Genomic DNA, 24890 nt, shown 5'->3' on the forward strand with positions numbered 1-24890 from the left:
TAAAGGCTTTAATTCATGAGCAATGCATTTACCCACATTAATGCAGATGGCAATGCCCATATGGTCGATGTCACTGAAAAAGCGGTTACCGAACGTGAAGCGCGCGCGGAAGCATTTATTGAAATGGCACCAGCAACCCTTGAAATGATCATGAGTGGTAGCCATCATAAAGGTGATGTGTTTGCTACTGCGCGTATTGCGGGTATTCAAGCGGCTAAAAAAACTTCAGATCTTATTCCCCTATGCCATCCATTAATGTTAACTAAAGTGGAAGTTGATTTAGTGGCTGAGCCTGAGTTTAATCGTGTGCGCATTAACAGTTTATGTAAGTTATCAGGTAAAACTGGGGTTGAAATGGAAGCGTTAACCGCCGCATCAGTTGCCGCATTGACGATTTATGACATGTGTAAAGCCGTGCAAAAAGACATGGTGATTTCACAGGTTAAGTTACTGGAAAAGCGTGGCGGTAAATCCGGCCATTTCAAGGCATAGTGTTAAGGTTGGGGCTTGATTAAAGGCTTGACCGAGTTGTATTCAACAAGTTATTACACAGTGAAGAGAAACCCTATGATCCAAGTATTATTTTTTGCTCAGGTTCGTGAATTATTGGGCACAGCTAAACTTGCATTTTCAGCAGAAGATATCACTACCACTGAATCCTTAAGAGCCGCATTAGCAGCACAAGACGACAAGTGGGCTAAAGTTATGGCCTCAGACAAGTTATTGGTTGCGGTTAATCAAACCATGAGCCATTGGGATACCGAAGTGGCTGATGGTGACGAAGTGGCATTCTTTCCTCCAGTAACGGGAGGTTAATTGTGATGAAAACGGCAAACATACGTGTGCAAACGGCAGATTTTAATGTTGCTGAAGAATATGCCCTACTTGCAAGTGACAACAGTGACGGTGCTGTGGTTAATTTTGTCGGTAAAGTGCGTGACTTTAATGATGGTAACCCCGTCACTGATTTAACCTTAGAACACTATCCAGGTATGACTGAAGCGGTACTGCAGCAAATTACTGAGCAAGCTCATGCCCGCTGGCCATTAAATTATGTCACTATTATTCACCGTGTTGGCACTATGGCTTTAGGTGAGCAAATTGTGTTTATCGGCGTGACCAGTGCCCATCGCAAAGCGGCATTTGCTGCATGTGAGTTTTTGATCGACTTTTTGAAAACCAAAGCGCCTTTTTGGAAACTAGAAGCCGGCGACAAGGGTAGCCATTGGGTTGATGCCCGTGACAGTGACGAACAAGCTGCCAAAATGTGGCAGTCATAACCTTGTATGATGTTTCTATCTGATATGGCTTATGGTTTTTTTGCGCAAAAATTTGCTTATGCAAAATCGTTAATTCAACTAAGCCCCAAAATAGCCATATTATTAATATTTACAGGCTGTTTAATGCAGCCTCATTTTGCATTTTCCTCTTCAAATCCCCCCATTGCTGTTGCGGCTAACGTTAAGTTTGCTATGGATGATATTGCGGCCCAATTTACCCAAGATACGGGCATGACGGTACGCTTAAGCTATGGCTCATCGGGTAATTTTGTGTCGCAAATTCAACATGGTGCCCCATTTGAGTTATTGCTGAGTGCTGATGAGTTTTATCCTAATCAATTAGTTAAAGCGGGGTTAACCCAAGACGCAGGTCAGATTTATGCGATGGGGCGTTTGGCCGTTGCGGCTTCGAAAGGCTCATCATTAGTGTTAGATAGCCAGTTACTTGGGGTAAAGGCATTAATTGAGTCGGGTAAGCTAAAGCGTTTTGCTATCGCTAATCCAGCCCACGCCCCCTATGGTGAACGGGCGCAACAGGTGTTAGAAAAACAAGGTTTGTGGCAGGCGGTTGAGCCATATATCATTCTCGGTGAAAATGCCTCTCAAGCGGCGCAGTTTGCCGTGAGTGGTTCGACTCAAGGCGGTATTATCCCATTGTCTTTGGTATTAACACCAAACTTTGAACGCATTGGCCAATATGCAGCCATTGATGACGCACTTTATCAGCCAATTCAGCAACGAATGGTGTTAATGAAACAGGCCTCTAAAACGGCGGTCGCTTTTTACCATTACATGCAAACTCCAGTGGCACAAACCATTTTAATTAAATACGGTTTTCATGTGCCTGAAGCGGTATTAGCCTCTGAAACCAATCACACATTATTTGCGCCAGAAGGGGGTAAGTAGTATGGATTGGCAGGCAATGTGGTTATCGGTCAAACTCAGCAGTGTCACGGTAATATTACTGATCCCGCTGGCGTTGTTTGTTGGTCGAGCATTGGCTTATCATCAGTTTAAAGGTAAGTCTTGGGTTGAAGCGCTGATTATGGTGCCACTAGTGTTACCACCAACTGTGGTAGGTTATTACCTGTTGGTGGGTATGGGTAATCAAAGCTGGTTAGGGCAATGGGTTGAGCAGCTGACTGGGCAGCAACTGGTGTTTCACTTTTCAGGTTTAGTTATCGCCTCTATTTTGGTTAATATTCCTTTTGCGGTGCAGCCGATTCAGCGCGCTTTTGAAACCATTCCTAAAGATGTACGAGATGCCGCTGCATGTTGTGGTATGAGTAGATTCACACTGTTTTATAAAGTTGAACTGCCTATGGTTTGGCCAGGTGTATTAACAGCATTAGTTTTGTGCTTTTCCCATGTGCTTGGCGAGTTTGGCGTAGTGTTGATGCTAGGCGGCAATATTGCAGGCGAAACGAAAACGATCTCAATTGCTATTTACGACAGTGTACAAGCGTTTGATTTTGATGGCGCTGGGACCATGTCGTTAGTGCTGCTATTGTTTGCAATCAGTGCATTGGCTCTGACAACTAGTCTCTCGCGGCGATTAGGAGGCCATCTTGGTCACTCAAGTCGCTAATCTGAATTGTCACTTTTCACAGCTATCGCCTATTCCGTTAGAGGCGGACTTTCATTGTAAAGCGGGTGAAATGCTGGCGGTTGTCGGCCCCTCTGGTGGCGGTAAAACCACATTACTGAGAATGATTGCCGGGCTAAGTCAGCCGCAATCAGGAAAAGTCACTTACGGTGACAATGTCTGGTTTGATAGTCAGCAAAAAATTCATCAAACCCCACAGCAGCGTCATATTGGCTACGTGCCGCAACATTTTGGCTTGTTTCCGCATTTAACAGTAATGCAAAATGTGATGGCGGGATTAGATCATGTGCCAAAGTCGCAACGTAAACAGCGTGCCCTAGAGTGGCTTGAGCGGGTCAATCTTGATGGCTTACCCGATAGGTTACCGGCAAACTTGTCTGGTGGACAACGGCAGCGAGTGGCTTTAGCCAGGGCATTAGCTCGAGAACCTTCAGTGTTACTGCTTGATGAGCCTTTTTCTGCGGTAGACAGAGAAACCCGTGAACGTTTATACATTGAATTAGCGAGATTAAAATCGCAGTTAGCCATCCCGGTGATCATGGTGACCCATGATATTCATGAGGCACAATTATTAGCTGACCGGATGATTTTAATCAGTCAGGGACAAATGCTGCAGCAAGGTCGACCATTTGAAGTGATGTCGCACCCTCGAAATGAAGCCGTTGCTAGACAAATGGGGCTTCGTAACATTTTTGATGCCACGGTTGTTTCCCAAGAAGAGGGGCGAGCAATGACATGGCTGACGTTTGGGCATAATCAAATTGCAACTGAAAATGCGCCAAAGATGTCTGTTGGGCAACATATCCGCTGGGTTATTCCTAACCAGGGGATTCGATTTAACGCTATCACTAGCGGTCGATTATGCAAAAGCATCAATAAGCTGGATGTTGAAATTGAATCTTTGTTAGTGATGGGGGAAATGGTGCGAGTGATAGCAAGAATAGCAGGGGTCGAACAGGTTATTAATGCCGACATACCGCTTCATCTTTGCCATAAATTAGGATTACAACAAGGTCAAAAAACCACGCTGGCATTGAAGTCTGACCAAATTCATGTCTTACAGACTTAACTTCAGCTTACCACTTCACTTATCTACACGAATTTCTTTTTACTAGTAACCCATAATCGTCTGTTCATTACATTGGATGATCAATTATTAATCTTAACTTTCTTGGGTCTTGAGTAGGACTTAGGTAAAGTATAAGAGTACGCATTCTTTTAAATTTGAGGCTTAAAATGGTTCGGTTGCTTGTTGCGCTGTGCTTGTTCCCATTGGTATCTATGGCTGCACCATCGATACAATCATTAGTATCCCAGGAAGGCCTATTAACGCCGATATCTGTTATGGAGCATTGGGAACAGCAAGAGCAGGGCACCTTGTGCGGTTTTGGACTTGAGATCGACAACGAACAATTAGTTTACTTACTGTCAGCCATTAATACCGAGTCAAAGCGACTTTATCAATTTGAATACAGTGCGCTAGATGGGGCTCTACTAGATGAAACTAGTCAGCCTTACGAGGGCAATAGCATTGAACAATTGCATGCTGTTAGCCTTATGCGTGAAAAAAATATTTCATTCTCGTCTTTAGTCAGTTTGGCTATTCAAAATCAAAATGGTTTTTTACTTCAAGCAGACTTAGACCACGACTTATCAATAAGTTATCTAGAATTACAAATGCTCAGTAATGAAGCTAAAAAAGTTATTGCCTTTGATATTGAGAATCTCCGTCCATTACCACTACTTAAATGGGATTAATTGCGACTATGACTATGCGTATTTTGATCGTAGAAGATGATGCCACAACATTGAAATATGTGGCTGAAGGATTTACCGCGCAGCAGTATAGTGTTGATAGTGCAACCGATGGCCAAGAAGGGCTAACGTTGGCAAAACACAATCAATATGACTTGATTGTGTTGGACCGCATGTTACCAAAACTTGATGGCTTAACTTTGCTTTCTGCACTGCGAACCAGCGGAAATAAAACACCGGTATTGATTTTATCGGCCTTAAGCCATGTAGATGAAAGGGTAAAAGGTTTACGGGCGGGCGGTGATGATTACATGACCAAACCTTTTGCGTTTGCCGAGTTGCTTGTAAGGGCTGAAAAACTGGCGCAGCGTAATGTTATTGAACCCGCCACTACCGATATTGAAGTGGGTGGACTGAAAATGGAACTGCTAACTCGCAATGTAACCTTAGATGGTAAAGAGTTGATGTTGCAGCCTAAAGAGTTTCAGTTGTTGAAATTTTTAATGGAGCATCCAAATCAGGTCATCAGCCGGACATTATTGTTTGAAGCGGTTTGGGACTATCACTTTGACCCGCGTACTAATGTGATTGATGTGCATATCGCAAAACTACGTCGCAAGTTTGAAGAGTTAGACCATGGTGAGCTAATTGAAACCGTAAGGGGTGCTGGATATCGTCTTTGCAAAGGGCATTAAGCCTTACCAAAGCAGTGCTTGGCGCATCACGTTAATCTTCTCAACACTAGTGACGATTTTGATTGTCATGCTTATTTCTAGCTTGTATAGACAACTGATTATTGAGCAAGAAAATCAAGTGGATGCGCATTTGTCTGCAGAAATGCAGCGGTATCAACAGCTTGCTTTGACGGTTAATCGACGCAGCTTTGCTGCGCAAATTCAGGCCTCAGATCCAAAAACAGCTTTAATTGCCTGGAAAAACAGTGTCGATATGGTTGGGGCATTAACGTTTTTACCTGACAATATGCCGCTTTTACCTGAAACAAAAGAGTTTCCCATTTTTACTGGCGGTCCTGATAAATTACATATCTTGACTGGCGGGTTAGCCATGACCAATTATGGTCCTGTGTTGATTGCCACCCGAACAGATCAATTAGCCATGTTGATTGAAAAGTTTGTTAATGCTGCATTTTGGGCGGTGGCATTTACGCTAGGGTTAACTTTAGCCTTGGGATATATTTTTTCTAAAGCCATTCTTCGTCGTTTGGTGCAGTACAACCAATTAAGTGAGCAAATTGAGGCGGGGCATTACAACACTCGTCTGCCCGTTAGCCGTCAGCAAGATGAATTTGATATGTTGGCGCAGCAATTTAATCGTGTACTTGATACCTTGGAGCAAAATTTACGCGCTGTTCGTGGCGTGACAGATAACATTGCCCATGATTTACGCACCCCATTGTCGCATTTACGGATTGGTATTGAGCAGTTGTCCGAAAAGCCCCAAGCGGAATTAGAAGATGCGCGCGCCGAATTATTGGAAGAGCTAGATGATTGTTTGGCAACCTTTGATGCCATGCTGTCATTAACCCGTATTGAAGAAGGTCAGCAGTTATTGGATTTACAGCCTATTCATTTACAAGAGATTTGCCAGGACTTGTTTGAAATGGCTGATGTCATTGCTGAAGCTAAAGATCAAGTATTCACGATTGATTTAAAAGAAGATGCAATCATACAAGGTGATAAATATCTTCTGTTTCAGGCGCTGTTCAATTTAGTGGATAACGCGATTAAATATTCGCCAGAAGGCGCCAAAATTCATATCGAGCAAGATAATAAATGCATTAAAATTGCTGATAATGGTCCCGGTATTGCCGATGAAGATAAAGAAAGAGTATTTGAGCGCTTGGTTCGACTAGATCCAAGTCGACACTACAAAGGTACAGGATTAGGGCTTTCAATGGTGAAAGCCATTTTATCTCGTCACCAGGCCAGTATAGAATTAACTGATAATCATCCCGGTTTGCTTGTGAGCATCCACTTCAAATAAGTGAAATAGTACATTGACCAGTGCGTACCAAATTGTCAGTCAGCAGGATGATTTTATTATTATTAATAAAGCGGCCAATGTGCATTTTCATAGCCAAGATGGCACAGCGGGAGTGGTTGCCCAGGTTGAAATCGATCTCGGGGTTAAGTTATTTGCCGTGCATCGGCTAGATACACCGACATCAGGGTTACTTATTCTAGCCAAGACATCCGAAGCGGCCAATCGCTTTACGCAGATGTTTACCGCCCATCAGGTACAAAAATATTATTTGGCCATTGCGACCGGTAAGCCGAAAAAAAAGCAAGGGTGGATTATTGGGGATATGGCCAAGTCACGTCGCAGCATGTATAAACTGCTGCGAACCAAAGAAAACCCTGCAATAACCCATTTTTTCTCACTCACGATAGGTTCGGGTATCAGGGCTTATCTGCTGAAACCTTTTAGCGGCAAAACCCATCAATTGAGAGTGGCTTTAGCCAGTGTTGGGGTGCCAATATTAGGTGATAATTTATATGGTAAGCAAACAAGTGATCGTTGTTATTTACATGCCTATCAATTGAATTTTTGTTACTTAGAGCAAGAGTATCAGTTTACTCAATTACCGACTGAAGGCGCTTGCTTTTTAACCGAAGCCATGCAGCAATGTGTTCAAGATAATTGGTCTTTACCTGCACAATTGGATTGGCCGCAAAAGCCGTAAATCTTGTGATTTAATAATCTGACCAGAGCAGTATTATTGACGTAACTCGTCTAGATTGCATATTAGGTTGTTAAGTTGTCGTATTCTGCGCAGGCGTTAAGGTACTGATAGTGTTTCGTCCTTGTTGCTTGGCGCAATACATCCCCTCGTCGGCAAGCTGTAATAACTTCTCAACAGATAAGCCTTGATCAATGGTGGCATAACCAATACTGACTTGAACCTCTATGGTATGTTGTTGCCATTTTAGAGCGCTTTGGTTAATTTGAGACTGTATTTTTTCAGCCACAAAATACGCTTTTTCTGCATCGGTTGCTGGCAAGATGATCAGAAACTCTTCACCACCGAAACGACAGATAAAGTCTACTTTTCGCAGCGACCTTTGTAAAATTGCCGCTATATGTCGCAATGCGGCATCGCCACCTAAGTGGCCATAGGTATCGTTGATACCTTTAAAGTGGTCTAAGTCCATTAATAACAAGCTGTAGGCTTGTTTATCTCGCCGCCAAAGTGCGTCGACCAAGTCTAATCTTGTCATCAAAGCATGGCGATTCCACAAACCGGTCAGTTGATCTTTTTTAGCCAGTTTATGGATCTTATACACTAAGCGTGTTAATGCGTTACCAAATAACACACAATTAATACTCAAGATAAAGCCGATGTAACACCACAATACGATGGGTGATTTTAATGTGGTTAACGCTTCAATAAGGGCAAGATTATTGGCAAAAATCAGCAGTAAAAGAAAGCGACTGACAAAAAATAGTGTGGCCAACATATATGGCAGTGTCAGCATTACAGAATATGTTATTGATAGACTTTTTCGCATGGCTTTGAAATTGTCTTTGGTGATAAAGAAAAACAGTAAGCTTGCGCCAAAGCTTGCTACAACCATTAAGTAAGGTGCGTAAGTTTGCTGAGGGGGAATGAGTAACATCACTAAAATGGTGACACTGAAAATAATCATATCAGTTTGATATGTCAGTTTCTGTTTAAATAAATGTAATCCACCCCAACGTAGCAAACAGAAACCGAAAGTAAATACCATATCGGCAAAATACCAATGCCAATAACTGACGGTATCAGAACGATAATAAAATAACGCCATAGCGAAAAACATACATAAATTCGATAAGGCGAATAGCCGGCTGGCTTTAGGAGCAATACGAATTGGAGACGTCATTAGCCCCCAAGCAAATGCTCCAGTAATGGCAATCACGCCAAAAAATTGTAAATAAATAAAACTAATCTCGTTTGGCATCAGCTTAGATTGGAGTATCTTTTTTATTATAGTGTTTTTAGAATAGTAGGCTTTGAACCTATAAGATAGCTTTTTGTAGTGGCTAATCCTTATTTTGGTGTGTAAGCTGATGACTTGTATAAATTTGTTAAATTAGGATGTGACAGAACATGGACACAAACAAATTATTGTTAATCATTATTGCGATTTTACTTCCTCCTGTGGCGGTGTTCCTCAAAAAAGGTGCCGGTAAAGATCTACTGATCAATATCTTATTGTGTATTTTCTTTTTTGTACCAGGATTAATCCATGCAATATGGGTTGTGATACAAGAATAGGAATGGTGTGTTTGACTGCTTGAACGGGTGAAGCCATTAAAGTTCAAGCAGCAACCCTGATGAATGATTCAGTAAACAAGTGGTATAATGATTTATTGCAATTTGAACTGACTGAATATGAATCGTAAAAAGAAGATTAACCAAACACTTAAGTCAAAAGCCAAAAAAGCCAATAAAAAGTTACTGACTGGCAATAAACCTCAATATATATCTAAAGCGGAACGAGCATTACTTGCAGAAGCTGCGGTAGAAGCTGCGGTAGAAGCTTTACCTCCTACCGAACCATCAAACATACCAATGAAAGACGATTAGTTTGCTGGGCTACAGACTGAACATTTAGGCTGTTTTGTTAGCTTCATTTCTCGAAATTCCATGGTCATCGCATCAACCATTAGAATGCGCCCAGAGAGATTGTGTCCCATACCGGTAATCACTTTGATGGCTTCAGTAGCTTGAATACAGCCTATTAATCCAACTACGGGAGCAAGAATACCTGATTCTACACACGTTAATTGTTGCTCTCCGAAAAGTTGGCTATAACAATGGTAGCAAGGGCTGTTAGGCTGATAATCAAATACCGTGATCGTACCCTCCATTCTAATTGCAGCGGCAGAAATAAAGGTTTTTTGATGCTTTAAGCTGCTTTGATTAAGTTGTTCACGAATCAACACGTTATCGGTGCAATCTAATACCAAGGTGTGTTGCGCGACAAGCTCATCGATTTGATCTTCATCAAGTAGCGCATTAATAGTATTAATGGTAATGAGTGGATTAAGCTGACTCAGTGTTTGCTTGGCTGAGTCAACTTTAGCTTGACCAATATTGGCATCCTGATGCAATACCTGGCGTTGTAAATTTGACAACTCAACGGTATCAAAATCAACCAGTGTCATCTCACCAACACCCGCTACGGCAAGATACTGACTGGCTGCACAGCCTAAGCCTCCAGCACCAATGATCAACACCTTTGCCAGTTTCAACTTTTCCTGTCCGTCGATATCCATTGCTTTAATCGATATCTGACGGCTATAACGTAACATTTCGTTATCTGAAAGAAGCTCGTCAGTCGGCTGAATATCGCTAGCTTGACTCATACTTGGCTCCTAGCTTAATACGCTGTGAAAGGGTTCAACATTCACTATCGTGCCAGCCTCAACATCGGCTTGGAATTGCGCAAGATTGATAAAGCAATTCGCGATACTCATAGAGGTTAACATGCCTGACCCTTGGCCTCCGGTCACTGCCACCTCAAGTTCACCATGTGCATTTTGTGTAAGCACACCTCGTTGGTATTCTACTCGGCCAGGCTGTTTACGAATGGCGGTGGTTAATTTTGCCTGATAGGTTATGGCAGCCCTATTTGGTAAGCCCTGCATTTTGTTCAGGATAGGCCACACTAACTTATAGAATGTCACCATTGACGACACTGGATTACCTGGTAAACCACAAAAAACTGCCTTGCCTAACTTACCAAATGCAAAGGGTTTACCGGGTTTTATTGCCAATTTCCAAAAGGTAATTTGGCCTTCTTCAGATAAGATTTGTTTAGTGTAGTCTGCATCACCCACAGATACCCCACCCGAAGTGATTACCATATCAGCTTGAGATGCCGCGTCTTTAAAAGCCGCTCTTATGGCTTCTTTATCATCTCGGATCACGCCTAGGTCAATCCATTCGACATTCGCTTTGGCCATTAGACCTTGAATGGAGTAACGGTTTGAGTCGTAAATTTGTCCCGGAGCGAGTTCAGTGCCGACAGGGCGAAGTTCATCTCCGGTAGAAAAGAAGGCCACCTTAATCGTGCGTACAACTCTGATTTGGCTGAGGCCTATTGTGGCGATAACGCCCATTTCAGCAGCTCTAATTTGGGTGCCTTTGTATAAGACTTTTGTACCCGCGCTTAGTTCTTCACCTCTGGCTCGAACATTGGCGCCTTTTCTTGCTGGATGACCAATGCAAATAACCTCGCCATTGGCGGTGCACTTTTCTTGCATTTGCACTGTGTCGTATCCCGCAGGCACAGGAGCTCCCGTCATAATACGAATACAGGTATTTTTTTGGGCTTTACCACTGAATGGGTGACCTGCAAACGAGCTTCCCACTAACGTTAGATGAGTTTCTTGCGCTTGAGCATCTAAATCATCAAAGCGAAATGCATACCCATCCATAGCGGAATTATCAAAAGGTGGAAGGTCGATACCTGATGTCAGATCTTCAGCCAGTACACGACCAATAGCATGACTTAAATCAACGACTTCAGAATCATTTGTGGCATCAACTTGGGCAAGTAATTGAATAATGGCATCATCGGGATGCAATAACGTAGGTTGAGCACAAGGGTCTTGAGTTGATACCATCAGAAATTCCTTTATAAGCCAGTTGTTTTCACTTAAAGGTGACAAGATAAAATTATGGGTTAGTATGCCATGATAATCGCTGTGTTTTATGATCCAACTTAAGATTTTTATAACCTATGCCACAAAATAAATCAGCAAAGCCATGGTTTCTGTACATAATTCAATGTGCGAATGGTCACTTTTACACAGGGATCACCACTGATATTGCTCGACGATTTTCTGAACATCAAAGTAGCGGGGTTAAAGCGGCCAAATATCTCAAAGGTAAGGGGCCATTGCTGCTGGTTTATCAAGAGTCGTTACCCTGTCGTAGCACTGCCACCAAGCGTGAAATGGCTATAAAAAAGCTTTCAAGGGATAAAAAAGTGAGTTTGATTACTCAGGGCGGTTGCAGTTAGCGGTTAAAACCAATTAAAAAGTTATTTTAATTAAGGCGATGTAATAACAGTATTAATTTATATGCATTTGAAGAGTTAAATTTAATCAGTACACTATACTATACCAATATTTCTTTAAGGCATAACCGCATATGATATTCCTCAGGTTAATCGCTGCATTTTTGCTGTCCATGTTGGCGTTGAGCATCCAGGCGCAGGATGTGATTCGCATTGAAGCTTCTCAATCAGAGGACAATGTAAGCCATTCGTTTTACCAGGATTTACTTGCAGAGGTGATGGCTGAAACCGAAGACGAGTATGGCAGTGTGAATATTGTTAACCTTGATCTGAATGTATCCCAATCACGAGGGTTGCAGTTACTTAACTCAGATATGCTTGATGTTTTTTGGGCGGGAACCAGTATTCAAAGAGAAGAAAATTACGCGGCAGTCCCGGTACCATTAACCGCTGGGTTATTAGGCATTCGTGTGCCAGTCATCAAAAAGCACAACTTAGCGGTATTTGAAGCGATTAATACCCCCGAACAACTCAAAAAACTTAAAGCATGCCAAGGCTCTCAATGGCCTGACTCTGACATATTAGAGTTCAATGGTTATGTTGTAGAGCGGGTTATCAGTTTTAATTTGATGTATTCGATGCTCAAACAAGACCGCTGCGATTATTTTCCAAGGGGATTGAATGAGGTTTATGCCGAACTCAGTGCGCCAACGAATACCGAGTTTATTCCGTTTGAAAAAGTACTACTGCGTTATCCATTACCTATGTATTTTTTTGTTAAAAGAGAAAACACCCAATTACAAACACGTATTCATCGTGGCCTTATTCAGTTAATTGATAGCGGCAAGTTCGCATTATTTTTAAAACAACATCCTATTACTAAAGATATTTTTCCGCTCGAACGTTTAAGCCACGCCCGTATATTTGAGTTGGTAAACCCACATTTACCAGCTACTACGCCAACCAATAATGCTCAATTATGGTGGCGCATTCCTGTTGTGGACACTGGTGTAGAAATTCAATAAATTGTTTGACTGATGTATTTATTGCCAGCATGAGTGGATGATGGCAAAAATAACACTGCGATTAGAGTAAGTTACTGTTTTATAATCAGTTTTTATGTCTGCCTGAGGTTAGTTTATCTCTCTCAGCACAGGGTAAACCTGATATTGTGTGTCATAATATGGGCTACGTTCATAAAACCAACGCAATCTTGCTTCGCTGTTTTGCGCAAAATCTTTATCCTGTAACGCCAATGCAAACTCTGCTTTTAGGCTTGGATTTTCGGCCAGCATTTTTACCGCTAATGGCTCAACGGCATAATCTTCAATGTACTCGGTACGCGTGAAAATTGTGTTGAAAAAACCCCAGTAAAATAAAGAATCTTCTGCTTGTGGTTCAAGTAACAATATCGCTAAATCACCCAAAGATTGGGCTGTGCTGACTTTAACCGTACCCGCAGGAACAGTGATGTCAATCAGGCTTGCATTCAGTTTCGCGGTCACGGTTTGGCGACTTTCATAATCGGCTTGGCCAAATTGAGGTTGTTCAAACTGATATTGTTCTGCGCGAATGTTCACTGGTGTGGTTAAGGTGCTGATTTCAATTCCATGTAAGGTTAATTTATCAATAACTACCGCCCATTGAGCAGGAATGTAATAAGCCTTTGGGCGTTGGACTTGAATATCCGCTTTGGTATTACCTGTCACCGGTAAAGCGGCATATAATTTGGAACGTCCGTTCCAACGAACCACATCTGCACCGCTAATCTCACTTTTTTCGATACGGTAATCTATCCCTTTAAAATCCCAATTGGATTGAGGCTCATTTTGCCAAGTTAACGTTATTTGTGGTGATAGACGTTGCTGATCTTGTTTGATCGCCGCGGTTAATGTATCTGCGTGGCTTGCAACCGTTTTCAGTGTTTGTTCTAGCATGACATAAGTGCCTAAAACACGTTGTTTGAATGGTTTTAGGCTGTGATTTTCTATTAAAATTGTCGGCAAATGACGTGCATCACCATAACCGTTTGAGTAACGCGGGCTCGGATTCCAATACGAAAGCCCTTGGCTCATATCGGCATTGTCGTTAGCAAAAATCAGTTTTCCAGGAATATGATCATTTTCCGTTAGTGCCGACTCCACTTGCGGGCGATAGGTATTTTCTAACCAGTTAAAAATACTAGGGCTGTAACCTTGTTCTACGTTATAGCCAAAGGTGACATCATATTGATAATCAATGCCGTCGGTAACATGCACATCAATGTACAAGTCTGGCTGCCATTGATTGATTACGTGAATAAGATGCTGCATTTCTGGCGCATCTGCTTTGGCATAATCACGGTTCAAATTAAGGTTTGTTGTAGTGGTGCGCCACCCCATATTGACTGGACCGCGTTGATTCACTCGGTTGTATTCAGTGCTGCGCTCATGACCATCGACTGAGAAGATGGGGATAAAAAGTAAGTTTACGTTATCGAGTAATGACTGTTTGGTCCCAAAAGCCATATCCCGTAATAACATCATGCCAGCATCTTTACCGTCGATTTCACCAGAATGGATCCCAGCCTGAACCAGTACTGTGGCTTTATTATTCTTGTTTAATTGTTGCGGTGACGCTGCGCCATCCTTTGAGGCGATAATCATCCAAATATCTCGTCCTTGCGGACTTTTGCCAATACTCACTTTTTGTAAGTTTGCACTACGACTAACCAGTTTATCTAACCATTGCATGGTGTGCGCATAATCAGGGCTTGTGATGTATCCTTGTTGCTCAAATGGCGTTACCCACGGGTGATCATGGCTTACTAACAGTGCTTCACTTTTACCTTGCCAGGCCTGAATGGGCGGCAAAATCGCGTCGTTGATAAATTGATGGCTTGTTGGTGTTTGAGCAAAACTAGCTGATGAAAGTATGATTGAAGTAATACAGGTTGATAAAGCGATTAGGCGCATGGTGGCTCTCTTAATATTATTATAAGGTCGATTTGAAAGAGATAATTAATGACCCATAGTAGCAATATTTTGCATCGAAAAAAGCGGATTTAAAAACTTGTTACAAACTAGGGTAGAGCTCTTTGCTGGTGGGGATTTGCTCTAAATAAAAACGAATTAAGCGTCACGACTGGAGTGCAGCCTTGCGATCTCAGCAAAATTCACTGAGCAAAGTGAAATTGATTTTTAACATCATCTTTGGGCAGTGCTTGTTGAACATTTTTACCGCATTAGCGCTTTGGCTATATACCCTGAATTTTACTTATGTTAATCCATAACCGCACAAAATTTCTGTTTAGTTACAGATGCTAACAGCATACTGTAAAAATAATCGTTAAGGCTTCACACTCCTAGTGTGTTGCCTTAACCTCATGTCTTTTACCTTAAGCATCATGATGTGAGTATTGGTGTTGATGAATTGAATAAGGAACGACCCCATAAAAAATAAGCCCTAACAAAGTTAGGGCTTACAAACGGTTAAAATGTTGCCTTAAAGCAAGGGGAGTTAAGCTTTAGGGCCAGCATTTTTAATCGCGTCTGATACATCGTACTTTACAAAGTTTGCCGCAAATTCTTGTGCAATTTGCTGGGCGTACTTGTTGTATTCAGCTTTATCCGCCCAAGTGTTTACTGGGTTAAGTAATTTGCTGTCAACGCCAGTCACTGCCACAGGCACATCTAAGTTCAGCTTATCAATATGCACAGTTTCAACGTCTTTCAATTCGCCACTGACAATAGCATCTACGATTGCGCGCGTGGTTGGAATGTCAAAACGCTTACCCACACCGTGCGGGCCGCCAGTCCAACCTGTGTTAACTAAGTAAACACGGCTGCCAAAAGACTCGATACGCTTCATTAATAATTCAGCATACACGCCAGCTGGGCGAGGGAAGAAAGGGGCACCAAAACAGGTAGAGAAGGTTGATTGAATTGCGGCCGTTGAGCCCATTTCAGTCGAACCGACTTTCGCGGTATAGCCTGATAAGAAGTGGTATGCCGCTTGTTCTTTGTTTAGTATCGAAACCGGTGGCAATACACCAGAAACGTCACAGGTTAAAAACACCACAGAGTTTGGCTCTGCACCGCGGTTTTCTTCTTTACGCTGAGCAATATGCTCAAGCGGATAAGCCGCGCGGCTGTTTTCGGTTAAACTTGTGTCGGTATAATCAGGTACACGGTCTGCATCTAGCACGACGTTTTCAAGCACAGTACCGAAACGAATCGCATCCCAAATCACAGGCTCGTTCTTTTGACTTAGGTCGATACATTTGGCGTAACAGCCGCCTTCAATGTTAAATACGCCACCAGGCGCCCAACCATGTTCATCATCACCAATTAAGAAGCGCTTTGGATCGGCTGATAAGGTGGTTTTACCCGTACCTGATAAACCGAAGAATAAAGTGGTATCACCATCATGTCCTACGTTTGCAGAGCAATGCATTGGTAACACGCCTTTGGCAGGTAAAAGGAAGTTCTGCACTGAGAACATCGACTTTTTCATTTCGCCTGCGTATTTAAGGCCCGCTAACAATACTTTACGTTCTGCAAAATTCAGGATTACCGTAGCTTCAGAATTGGTGCCATCACGCTCTGGTACACAAACAAAACCAGGTGCGTTAATAATTTGCCAAACATCTTTGTTACCACGGTTGAAGGTTTCTGGAGTAATGAATAAATTACGTGCAAAAATCTGGTGCCATGCATATTCAGTGGTGACCTTAATGGGTAAATAATGGTCATCATCTGCGCCAACTTCTAATTCAGACATAAATAACTCTTTGTCTGCTAAGTAGGCTTCTACACGCCCCCATAATGCATCAAATTTTCCAGCATCAAATGGACGGTTTACATTGCCCCATTCGATTTCGCTTTCTGAACCTGATTCTTTAACAATAAAACGATCATTCGGGGAACGTCCTGTTCTTTCGCCCGTTTTTGCCACTAATGCACCGTTTGCGGTAAGTTGACCTTCTCCACGAAGAAGCGCAATTTCTACAAGTTGAGCTGTTGTTGGATTAAGGTGAACGCGGTTTGATACATCCGCCATAGTGTAAATCTCCAAGTTTATAGGTCGTTTTCGCTCTAAAGCTTCAAAAAGAGGTTTTCTGAAAGACTATTATTGTTGGACAAGCCTGTATGTCATTCAGTAACTCGATTGTAACTTATGTTAAGGGCTGGGTAACGAACAGTTTGGTAATTTTTTTGAAAGTTTTTCAGGTTTATCTGTTTTTTGTTGCGAACAAAGACAAAAAAGGCGCTAAAAGCGCCTTTTTTAATGTAACTCTTACAGGTTGTGTAACGTTGTAAGGTTATTGAGGGGTATCGTTGCTTGGGCTGACCGCATAAATAGAGGCGATGTCGATGCCATCAAAGGTATACATGACGGAACAATATTCGCAGCCCATCTCAATTTTACCTTCTTCCGCTAAAATCTGTTCCACTTCTGCTTGTGGAATGGTGCGGATAGCTGCGGCACTGCGCTCGCGTGAACAGCGGCACTTAAACGTCACATCAACAGGGTCAAATAACCGAACTTGCTCTTGGTGATAAAGGCGGTGCAGAACTTGTTCAGCTTCTAGGGTAAATAACTCTTCGGCTTTAATCGTGGCCGTTAGGGTTGATAAATGCTCGTAATCTTCATTTTTTGCTGATTTAGACGGTAAAACTTGTAATAACATGCCTGCAGCCTGTTTTCCGTTGGCAAACAGTTGAATTTGCGTAGGTAACTGTTCTGATTGATTAAAATACTCTTCTAAACATGCTGCAAGGTTTGGGTGCTCTAATGACACTATACCTTGGTATCGCTCACCTTCATCAGGAGTCAGCGTGATCACCATGTAACCTTTGCCTAGCATCTGCTGCAAACTTGCGTCATCAGCAATGTCACCATCCCAACGAGAAACGCCGCGCATTACTTGCTTGTTATTACCATTGATAACCGCAAGAGATACTGGGCCATCACCTTGTAGCTGCACGCTAATATCGCCAGTAAATTTAATGGTTGCGGTGAGCAATGACGTAGCGGCCATTAACTCACCTAATAAGTGTTGAACCGCTAATGGGTAATCATGAGCAGATAACACTTGCTGATAACTGTCTTGAAGCTGAACAACTTCACCACGGACATCTGCATCATCAAATAAGTAGCGGTGTAACATATCGTGAGTCATAACGTATCTCTTCTATAAATCGATGGTTGAGTCATCGATGAATTCTATAAGTCTTTAAAACGCAGAAGTTGTCTGCGCTGTTTTTTATCTGGCTTATGATCTGGTGCCGGATTGTTTAATATATTTAGTCGCCTGGCTTCGGCATTAAATTCACGTTTAGTGATGCTTTGCTCGGTTTCTTGGTAAAGTGTTTGTGCTATCGCTGCGCTTTGGCGTTGTTCAGATAACCTAGTGATAATCACTTCGCGATCATCATGCCCCTGGCGTATGCGAATCTTTGCACCCAGTTCGGCATTTTTACTGGATTTACTGCGCTGGCCGTTATAGTGTACTTTGCCGCCATTAATCATGTCTTTGGCTAAAGCACGAGTCTTGTAAAAACGGGCTGCCCACAGCCATTTATCTAGTCTAACTGAGGTTTTATCTGGATTATCGATTTTCAAAGCACCTCCAAAACAGGACTGAGTTCACAAGCTGAGTCATTTTACCGTCATGTCGATAAAGTATCATTGCAAAAAGAGGTACACCTCACAGCCTTTTCAGGCGCGCAAAGTTAGCATATTTTGCTGTATTTCGCCAATTGATCTGCTCTGGGCTTGTTGCTGATTGCAGTGTAGGTTAGCATGAGTAGCTATTGCTAAATTAACAACATAAACAGAGGCCTGTACTGTAAAAGTATAGAGGGTCCACAAGACTATGGATTTATTAGATAAACTGATCGCCAAAGCGGCTATTATTCCACATAAACAAGTGAGTAATGTCGTTTTTTGGGTGGGTCTGATTGTTGCGTTGCTGCTTGCGGCGCAAATCACATGGAAGTTAATGCCGACGTCTGATAGCCAGGCTACATGGCAACCATCCCCCATATCTTCATCCACCGCTAAGCGTGTGGAGCTTGATGCTGTGCGCGATTTACTGTTATTCGGTAAAATGGACGCCGCTGGCGGCAAGCCAAAGGTTGAAGTCGTTGAGCAGATTACTGATGCACCTAAAACCAACTTATCTATTCAGCTAACCGGTGTTGTTGCCTCCACATCGGAGCAAAACGGGCTGGCGATTATTGAATCTAGCGGCAACCAAGAGACTTATAGCTTGGGTGATAAAATTAAAGGGACTTCAGCGTCACTCAAAGAGGTTTACGCTGACCGTATTATTATTACCAATGCTGGACGTTACGAAACCTTAATGCTTGATGGCTTAAAATACACAACCCAAAGCGAAGTGAATCAGCAGCTTCAACAAGCCAAAACCAATCAACGCAATGTGCAACAAGTGGACCGCCGAAATAGTGAGTTTTCAGCTGAATTGGCTAACTCACGTGATGAATTGTTAGCCGATCCCAGTAAAATTACCGATTTTATCGCTATTTCACCCGTGCAAAAAGACGGTGAAGTGGCAGGGTATCGCTTGAATCCAGGTAAAGATGTTGCTCTGTTCAAACAGGCAGGTTTTCAACCGAGTGATTTAGCGAAATCCATTAATGGATTTGATTTGACCGATATGGGTCAAGCATTAGAAGTGATGGCGCAATTGCCAGAGTTAACCGAAATGTCAGTTATGGTTGAACGCGAAGGGCAATTGGTCGAAATCATGTTTAGTTTGCCAGAATAAGTAGTGGCATTAGGGGAATAAGAAGAATGAATAATAAAGGACTTCGACACAAGATTTTTGCTGGCATGCTAGCGGGTGCTGCAATGCTTGCTTCTCATGGCGCTTGGTCGGAACAATATGCTGCTAATTTTAAAGGCACAGATATTCAAGAGTTTATCAATATTGTGGGTAAAAACCTCAATAAAACCATTATTGTTGATCCCACAGTGCGCGGCAAAATTAACGTCCGCAGTTATGATTTATTAAGTGATGAACAGTACTACCAATTCTTTTTGAACGTTCTACAAGTTTATGGTTACGCCGTGGTTGAAATGGAAAACCAGGTCATTAAAGTCATTAAAGATAAAGATGCGAAAACCGCAGCAATTAGAGTGGCTGATGACTCATCTCCTGGTTTAGGCGATGAAATGGTTACCCGTATCGTCGCACTGTATAACACCGAAGCCAAGCAGCTTGCGCCACTGTTACGTCAGTTAAATGATAATGCTGGTGGCGGTAACGTTGTTAACTACGACCCATCGAATGTTTTAATGATTTCAGGGCGTGCCGCTGTTGTGAACAAGTTGGTTGATATTGTTCGCCGCGTTGATAAGCAAGGTGATACAGCTGTACAAGTTGTTTCATTAGAGTTTGCTTCAGCAGGCGAGATAGTACGTATTATTGATACCCTTTATCGTTCAAGTGCCAATCAAGCGCAATTACCCGGCCAAGCGCCAAAAGTGGTTGCAGACGAGCGCATCAATGCCGTAGTGGTTAGTGGTGATGAAAAAAGCCGTCAACGCGTTGTTGAGTTAATTAAACGTCTTGATGCTGAGCAAGCCAGCACCGGTAACACTAAGGTGCGTTATTTACGTTATGCCAAAGCAGAAGATTTGGTTGAGGTATTAACAGGATTTGCGCAAAACCTGCAAGGTGACAAAGATGGCGCGCAGCAACAAGGTGGCAGTAAGCGCCGCAATGAAATTAACATCATGGCCCATCCCGATACCAACGCGCTGGTGATTAGTGCTGAACCTGACCAATTACGTACCATTGAAAATGTCATCAGCCAGTTAGATATTCGTCGTGCCCAAGTATTAGTTGAAGCCATTATTGTTGAGGTATCAGAAGGTGATGATGTTGGTTTTGGCATTCAATGGGCTACCGAAGCGGGTGGTGGTACTCAGTTTAATAACTTAGGTCCAACGATTGGTGAAATTGGTGCGGGTGTATGGAGTGCGCGCGACCAAAAAGCTTCGCAAACCTGTAGTGGTGCTGGTGATAACCAGACTTGTACCGATAACCCAGATACACCGGGCGATATCACTTTACTGGCGCAAGCGTTAGGCAAAGTGAACGGCATGGCATGGGGTGTCGCCATGGGCGATTTTGGTGCCTTGATCCAAGCGGTATCAAGCGACACCAATTCAAACGTACTAGCAACGCCATCGATTACGACCCTAGATAACCAAGAAGCGTCATTTATAGTGGGTGATGAAGTGCCGATTTTAACCGGTAGCCAAAACTCAAGTAACGGTAACTCTAACCCATTCCAAACCGTTGAACGTAAAGAAGTGGGTGTAAAACTGAAAGTGGTGCCTCAAATAAACGAAGGCAGCTCTGTTAAGTTAACGATTGAGCAAGAGGTGTCAGGTATCAATGGTAAAACCGGCGTCGACGTTACCTTTGCAACCCGTCGTTTAACGACCACTGTGATGGCTGACTCAGGGCAAATTGTCGTATTGGGTGGATTGATTAACGAAGAAGTCCAAGAAAGCGTGCAAAAAGTGCCATTTTTAGGTGATATTCCGGTGATTGGTCATTTATTTAAATCATCTTCTAGCGGCAAGAAAAAGAAGAATTTAATGATCTTTATTAAGCCAACTATCATCCGTGATGGTATTACAATGGAAGGTATTGCAGGTCGTAAGTATAACTATTTCAGGGCACTACAACTTAATCAACAAGAAAGAGGGATTAATTTAATGCCAAATTCTCAAGTGCCAGTGTTGGAAGAGTGGGATCAAGAGGCTTACTTACCAGACGAAGTTAATGAAGTGCTTGAGCGTTACAAAAATGGTGATGGTTTAGATACTAAAATGCGCCAAACGGATCCCGCCTTAAAGAGCATCAGTGATAGAAAACAAACTGATGTTAAAGTCGATGACAGTGAGAATGCCGATGACTGATAGCGCGCTTGATCCACTCGCGCTGGCCTCACAAGAGTTAGCGCTAGAAGTGGAAGGGGATGAGGTTTTTCGCTCTAACAGTAAAGAGCGACTACCATTTACTTTCGCACATCGTTTTCAATTAGTGCTTGCTCAGGAAGATGAGCAGTTGGCGTTATTTTATACCGAAACAACGCCAATCGAAGCCATGCTTGAGGTTCGCCGTTACACTGGTAAAGAGTTACCTTTGTTTAAGTTGGAAAAGACGGCTTTTGAAGCCAAGCTAACAAAAGCTTACCAAGCTAACTCATCTGAAGCGCAGCAGCTAATGGAAGACATTGGCAATGAGATGGATTTATTTACCCTTGCTGAAGAATTACCACAAACAGAAGACTTGTTAGAAGGTGATGATGATGCCCCAATCATCAAATTGATTAACGCTTTATTATCAGAAGCCATCAAAGAAGAGGCATCGGATATTCACGTTGAAACCTATGAGAAACAGCTTATTGTGCGTTTCCGTATCGACGGGGTATTAAAAGAAGTATTAAAACCGAATCGCAAATTATCATCTTTATTGGTATCACGTATCAAAGTGATGGCGCGCCTCGATATCGCTGAAAAACGCGTCCCGCAGGATGGTCGTATTTCGTTACGCATCGCCGGTCGAGCCGTGGATGTGCGGGTATCAACCATGCCATCTAGCCATGGCGAGCGTGTGGTAATGCGTCTGCTGGATAAAAATACCGGTAACCTAGATTTACAGCAATTAGGTATGACGCCGAGCATTCGTGAAACCTTCGATCAACTTATACGTAAACCCCACGGCATCATTTTGGTGACCGGTCCAACAGGTTCTGGTAAAAGTACCACCTTGTATGCGGGCTTAACTGAGATTAACTCTAAAGATACCAATATTTTAACGGTTGAAGATCCGATTGAATATGAACTTGAAGGTATTGGGCAAACTCAGGTCAACACCAAAGTGGATATGACCTTCGCCAGAGGATTAAGAGCAATTTTACGTCAAGATCCTGATGTGGTTATGATTGGTGAAATTCGTGACTTAGAAACCGCACAAATCTCCGTTCAAGCCTCATTAACCGGTCATTTAGTGATCTCGACTTTGCACACTAATACTGCATCGGGGGCGATCACGCGTTTACAAGATATGGGTGTTGAACCTTTCCTTGTGTCTTCAAGTTTATTAGGGGTGTTAGCACAACGATTAATTCGAACGCTTTGTCCTAAATGTAAAGAGGCCCATGAGCCAGATGACCGTGAACGAGAATTATTAGGCATTACCGCCAATGACACTCGGGTGATATACCGTGCCAAAGGGTGCAAATCCTGTGGTGAAAATGGCTATCGTGGCCGTACCGGTATTCACGAGTTGCTGGTAGTTGATGACAATGTGCGTGAGCTGATTCATGGTGGCCGAGGTGAGTTAGCGATTGAAAAATATGTCCGCAAAGCGATCCCAAGTATTCGTCACGATGGCATGAGTAAAGTACTTGCTGGCGTCACCACGCTTGAAGAAGTGCTGCGTGTGACGCGCGAGGAATAATCAATGGCAGCGTTTGAATACAAAGCCCTTGATAAAAAAGGCAAACAGCAAAAAGGGGTGATAGAAGCTGACTCTGCTCGTCACGCCCGCAGTCAGCTGCGTGAACAGCGGTTAATGCCTATTGAGATCCAGCAGGTTGCAGACAAAGAGGCCCGTGCACAAAGCGGTGGCTTTAGTTTCGGTAACCTGTTTAAGAAACGCATATCGGTTGCTGAGTTAGCCCTAATTACCCGCCAAATTGCGACCTTAGTTGCGGCGGGCCTTCCCATAGAAGAAGCATTAAAAGCTGTTGGACAACAATCAGAAAAAGCGCGCCTAGGTAATATGATTATGGCGGTGCGTTCTCGCGTGGTTGAAGGGTATAGTTTGGCCGATTCAATGGCTGAGTTTCCGCACGTGTTTGACGATTTATACCGCGCCATGGTTGCATCGGGTGAAAAATCGGGTCATTTAGAAGTGGTGCTTAACCGTTTAGCTGATTATACCGAGCGTCGCCAGCAGTTAAAATCAAAGCTGACACAAGCCATGATTTACCCTGCAGTATTAACAACCGTTGCGGTTGGTGTGATTGCCGTGCTGTTGGCGGCTGTCGTACCCAAAGTTGTGGGTCAATTTGAGCACATGGGGCAAGAGCTGCCAGGTACAACCCAATTTTTAATATTAGCTTCTGATTTTGTACAAAATTATGGGGTGGTTTTAATCGGTGTATTGGTCGCATTGATTGTTATCCTCAAGCGAGTATTAATGAATCCCAGCATGCGGATGAAATTTGATACTTTATTATTGAAACTTCCAGTGGTTGGCAAGGTCAGTAAAAGTATCAATACAGCACGTTTTGCCAGAACATTAAGCATTTTATCTGCTAGTGCAGTGCCATTACTCGATGGTATGCGGATTGCCAGTGAAGTTTTGCTAAATGTGAAAGTACGTGCAGCGGTTGACGATGCAACAGCAAGAGTACGTGAAGGTACCAGTTTAGGCACGGCATTAACCAACACTAAATTGTTTCCCGCGATGATGCTGTACATGATTGCTTCTGGCGAGAAAAGCGGTCAGTTGGAAGACATGTTAGAGCGTGCTGCGGATAACCAAGACCGTGAGTTTGAATCAAACGTCAATATCGCTATTGGTGTATTTGAACCCTTACTTGTCGTCAGCATGGCTGGCGTGGTGTTATTTATTGTAATGGCAATCTTGCAACCTATTTTAGAGTTAAATAATTTGATCAGTGGCTAACGATGTCAACGTTAGCCCTGACCCAATCAACAACACAGTTTTAGAGGACGTATTTAATGCAAAAGCACAGCAAACAACGTGGTTTTACCTTACTTGAGGTGATGGTTGTTATCGTTATTTTAGGGATTTTGGCTTCAATGGTTGTGCCAAACTTAATGGGCAACAAGGATAAAGCGGATCAACAAAAAGCGGTGTCAGATATTGTTGCCCTTGAAAATGCATTAGACATGTACAAGTTAGATAACAGCATTTATCCCACAACCGACCAAGGTTTAGAAGCATTAGTACAAAAGCCGACATCATCTCCAGAGCCACGTAATTACCGTGAAGATGGTTATGTTAAACGTTTACCACAGGACCCTTGGCGCAATAATTACTTTCTATTAAGCCCAGGTGAAAATGGGAAGCTAGATATTTTTAGCGCAGGTCCAGATGGTCAACCAGGTACTGAGGATGATATCGGTAACTGGAATTTACAAGACTTCCAATAATTT

Annotated in this window: 26 protein-coding genes; 19 read left to right on the forward strand and 7 right to left on the reverse strand. The window is 42.8% G+C overall.

What is annotated here, in order from left to right; translation table 11 throughout:
* The first annotated feature begins 15 nt into the window (after positions 1 to 15).
* The 10 genes from moaC to ORI98_RS15255 all read left to right on the forward strand — a co-directional run bounded on the left by moaC (position 16) and on the right by ORI98_RS15255 (position 7345).
* Entirely contained in the window at positions 16 to 492 is a 477-nt protein-coding gene (moaC, locus tag ORI98_RS15210) for a cyclic pyranopterin monophosphate synthase MoaC (protein WP_261299569.1), read from the forward strand.
* A gap of 75 nt (positions 493 to 567) precedes the next feature.
* A complete protein-coding gene (moaD, locus tag ORI98_RS15215) occupies positions 568 to 816 on the forward strand; it encodes a molybdopterin synthase sulfur carrier subunit (protein ID WP_261299568.1) in 249 nt (82 codons plus the stop codon).
* A 5-nt stretch (positions 817 to 821) separates the two neighbouring features.
* Positions 822 to 1280: a molybdopterin synthase catalytic subunit MoaE gene (moaE, locus tag ORI98_RS15220; RefSeq protein WP_306135798.1), complete on the forward strand. Its 459-nt coding sequence runs from the start codon at positions 822 to 824 to the stop codon at positions 1278 to 1280.
* Between the two features lie 123 nt (positions 1281 to 1403).
* Entirely contained in the window at positions 1404 to 2186 is a 783-nt protein-coding gene (modA, locus tag ORI98_RS15225) for a molybdate ABC transporter substrate-binding protein (protein ID WP_306135799.1), read from the forward strand.
* A 1-nt stretch (position 2187) separates the two neighbouring features.
* Positions 2188 to 2868 carry a molybdate ABC transporter permease subunit gene (modB, locus tag ORI98_RS15230; RefSeq protein WP_261299565.1) on the forward strand — a complete coding sequence of 227 codons (681 nt, stop codon included), beginning with the start codon at positions 2188 to 2190 and terminating at the stop codon, positions 2866 to 2868.
* Positions 2849 to 3955 carry an ABC transporter ATP-binding protein gene (locus ORI98_RS15235; protein WP_306135800.1) on the forward strand — a complete coding sequence of 369 codons (1107 nt, stop codon included), beginning with the start codon at positions 2849 to 2851 and terminating at the stop codon, positions 3953 to 3955. The genes modB and ORI98_RS15235 overlap by 20 nt, the downstream gene beginning before the upstream one ends.
* A 167-nt stretch (positions 3956 to 4122) precedes the next feature.
* Complete coding sequence (locus tag ORI98_RS15240) at positions 4123 to 4644, forward strand: hypothetical protein (protein ID WP_306135801.1); 522 nt, start codon at positions 4123 to 4125, stop codon at positions 4642 to 4644.
* 14 nt (positions 4645 to 4658) lie between these two features.
* Entirely contained in the window at positions 4659 to 5336 is a 678-nt protein-coding gene (locus ORI98_RS15245) for a response regulator transcription factor (protein WP_306135821.1), read from the forward strand.
* 49 nt (positions 5337 to 5385) lie between these two features.
* Positions 5386 to 6645, forward strand: coding sequence for a HAMP domain-containing sensor histidine kinase (locus tag ORI98_RS15250; RefSeq protein ID WP_306135822.1), 1260 nt, complete (start codon positions 5386 to 5388; stop codon positions 6643 to 6645).
* Positions 6646 to 6658: 13 nt separating this feature from the next.
* Positions 6659 to 7345 (forward strand): TIGR01621 family pseudouridine synthase, encoded by a 687-nt coding sequence (locus ORI98_RS15255; protein WP_306135802.1) that lies wholly within the window; start codon positions 6659 to 6661, stop codon positions 7343 to 7345.
* Positions 7346 to 7415: 70 nt separating this feature from the next.
* Here the strand turns inward: ORI98_RS15255 and ORI98_RS15260 are convergent, their stop codons facing one another.
* Entirely contained in the window at positions 7416 to 8603 is a 1188-nt protein-coding gene (locus ORI98_RS15260; protein WP_306135803.1) for a GGDEF domain-containing protein, read from the reverse strand.
* Positions 8604 to 8752: 149 nt separating this feature from the next.
* Here ORI98_RS15260 and ORI98_RS15265 point away from each other — a divergent pair, with 149 nt between their 5' ends.
* Both ORI98_RS15265 and ORI98_RS15270 read left to right on the forward strand, forming a co-directional pair.
* Entirely contained in the window at positions 8753 to 8920 is a 168-nt protein-coding gene (locus tag ORI98_RS15265) for a YqaE/Pmp3 family membrane protein (RefSeq protein WP_261299560.1), read from the forward strand.
* A 117-nt stretch (positions 8921 to 9037) separates the two neighbouring features.
* Entirely contained in the window at positions 9038 to 9232 is a 195-nt protein-coding gene (locus ORI98_RS15270; RefSeq protein ID WP_306135804.1) for a DUF2986 domain-containing protein, read from the forward strand.
* Here the strand turns inward: ORI98_RS15270 and moeB are convergent.
* Both moeB and moeA read right to left on the reverse strand, forming a co-directional pair.
* Positions 9229 to 10014, reverse strand: a complete 786-nt coding sequence (gene moeB, locus ORI98_RS15275; protein ID WP_306135805.1) for a molybdopterin-synthase adenylyltransferase MoeB — start codon at positions 10012 to 10014, stop codon at positions 9229 to 9231. The genes ORI98_RS15270 and moeB overlap by 4 nt on opposite strands.
* Before the next feature lie 9 nt (positions 10015 to 10023).
* Positions 10024 to 11277, reverse strand: coding sequence for a molybdopterin molybdotransferase MoeA (gene moeA, locus ORI98_RS15280; protein ID WP_306135806.1), 1254 nt, complete (start codon positions 11275 to 11277; stop codon positions 10024 to 10026).
* Between the two features lie 116 nt (positions 11278 to 11393).
* Here moeA and ORI98_RS15285 point away from each other — a divergent pair, with 116 nt between their 5' ends.
* Both ORI98_RS15285 and ORI98_RS15290 read left to right on the forward strand, forming a co-directional pair.
* Positions 11394 to 11675 carry a GIY-YIG nuclease family protein gene (locus tag ORI98_RS15285; protein ID WP_371931178.1) on the forward strand — a complete coding sequence of 94 codons (282 nt, stop codon included), beginning with the start codon at positions 11394 to 11396 and terminating at the stop codon, positions 11673 to 11675.
* A gap of 200 nt (positions 11676 to 11875) precedes the next feature.
* Positions 11876 to 12697 (forward strand): hypothetical protein, encoded by an 822-nt coding sequence (locus tag ORI98_RS15290; RefSeq protein WP_306135807.1) that lies wholly within the window; start codon positions 11876 to 11878, stop codon positions 12695 to 12697.
* A gap of 108 nt (positions 12698 to 12805) precedes the next feature.
* Here the strand turns inward: ORI98_RS15290 and ORI98_RS15295 are convergent, their stop codons facing one another.
* From ORI98_RS15295 to hslR, 4 genes are all read right to left on the reverse strand, one after another.
* Positions 12806 to 14626 (reverse strand): M14 family metallopeptidase, encoded by a 1821-nt coding sequence (locus tag ORI98_RS15295; RefSeq protein ID WP_306135808.1) that lies wholly within the window; start codon positions 14624 to 14626, stop codon positions 12806 to 12808.
* A 544-nt stretch (positions 14627 to 15170) separates the two neighbouring features.
* Positions 15171 to 16733 carry a phosphoenolpyruvate carboxykinase gene (locus ORI98_RS15300; protein WP_261299580.1) on the reverse strand — a complete coding sequence of 521 codons (1563 nt, stop codon included), beginning with the start codon at positions 16731 to 16733 and terminating at the stop codon, positions 15171 to 15173.
* A gap of 241 nt (positions 16734 to 16974) precedes the next feature.
* Complete coding sequence (hslO, locus tag ORI98_RS15305) at positions 16975 to 17835, reverse strand: Hsp33 family molecular chaperone HslO (protein WP_306135809.1); 861 nt, start codon at positions 17833 to 17835, stop codon at positions 16975 to 16977.
* 44 nt (positions 17836 to 17879) lie between these two features.
* Positions 17880 to 18278 (reverse strand): ribosome-associated heat shock protein Hsp15, encoded by a 399-nt coding sequence (hslR, locus tag ORI98_RS15310; RefSeq protein WP_261299553.1) that lies wholly within the window; start codon positions 18276 to 18278, stop codon positions 17880 to 17882.
* 253 nt (positions 18279 to 18531) lie between these two features.
* Here hslR and gspC point away from each other — a divergent pair, with 253 nt between their 5' ends.
* Genes gspC through gspG form a run of 5 tightly spaced genes read left to right on the forward strand, consistent with a single transcriptional unit; the run spans position 18532 to position 24887 of the window.
* The gene (gene gspC, locus ORI98_RS15315; RefSeq protein ID WP_306135810.1) at positions 18532 to 19446 is read left to right on the forward strand and encodes a type II secretion system protein GspC; all 915 of its coding nucleotides are present in this window, start codon (positions 18532 to 18534) and stop codon (positions 19444 to 19446) included.
* Between the two features lie 26 nt (positions 19447 to 19472).
* On the forward strand, positions 19473 to 21614 hold the full coding sequence (gspD, locus tag ORI98_RS15320; RefSeq protein WP_306135811.1) for a type II secretion system secretin GspD: 2142 nt from the start codon (positions 19473 to 19475) through the stop codon (positions 21612 to 21614).
* Positions 21601 to 23160, forward strand: a complete 1560-nt coding sequence (gspE, locus tag ORI98_RS15325; protein ID WP_371931179.1) for a type II secretion system ATPase GspE — start codon at positions 21601 to 21603, stop codon at positions 23158 to 23160. Before gspD ends, gspE begins: the two co-directional genes overlap by 14 nt.
* Positions 23161 to 23163: 3 nt before the next feature.
* On the forward strand, positions 23164 to 24396 hold the full coding sequence (gene gspF, locus ORI98_RS15330) for a type II secretion system inner membrane protein GspF (protein ID WP_261299550.1): 1233 nt from the start codon (positions 23164 to 23166) through the stop codon (positions 24394 to 24396).
* Between the two features lie 56 nt (positions 24397 to 24452).
* Positions 24453 to 24887: a type II secretion system major pseudopilin GspG gene (gene gspG, locus ORI98_RS15335; protein WP_188843429.1), complete on the forward strand. Its 435-nt coding sequence runs from the start codon at positions 24453 to 24455 to the stop codon at positions 24885 to 24887.
* The last annotated feature ends 3 nt before the right edge of the window (positions 24888 to 24890 follow it).

Origin of the sequence: Shewanella sp. ULN5, assembly GCF_030731885.1 — a bacterium.
In the GTDB taxonomy this organism is placed as follows: Bacteria; Pseudomonadota; Gammaproteobacteria; order Enterobacterales; family Shewanellaceae; genus Shewanella; species Shewanella holmiensis.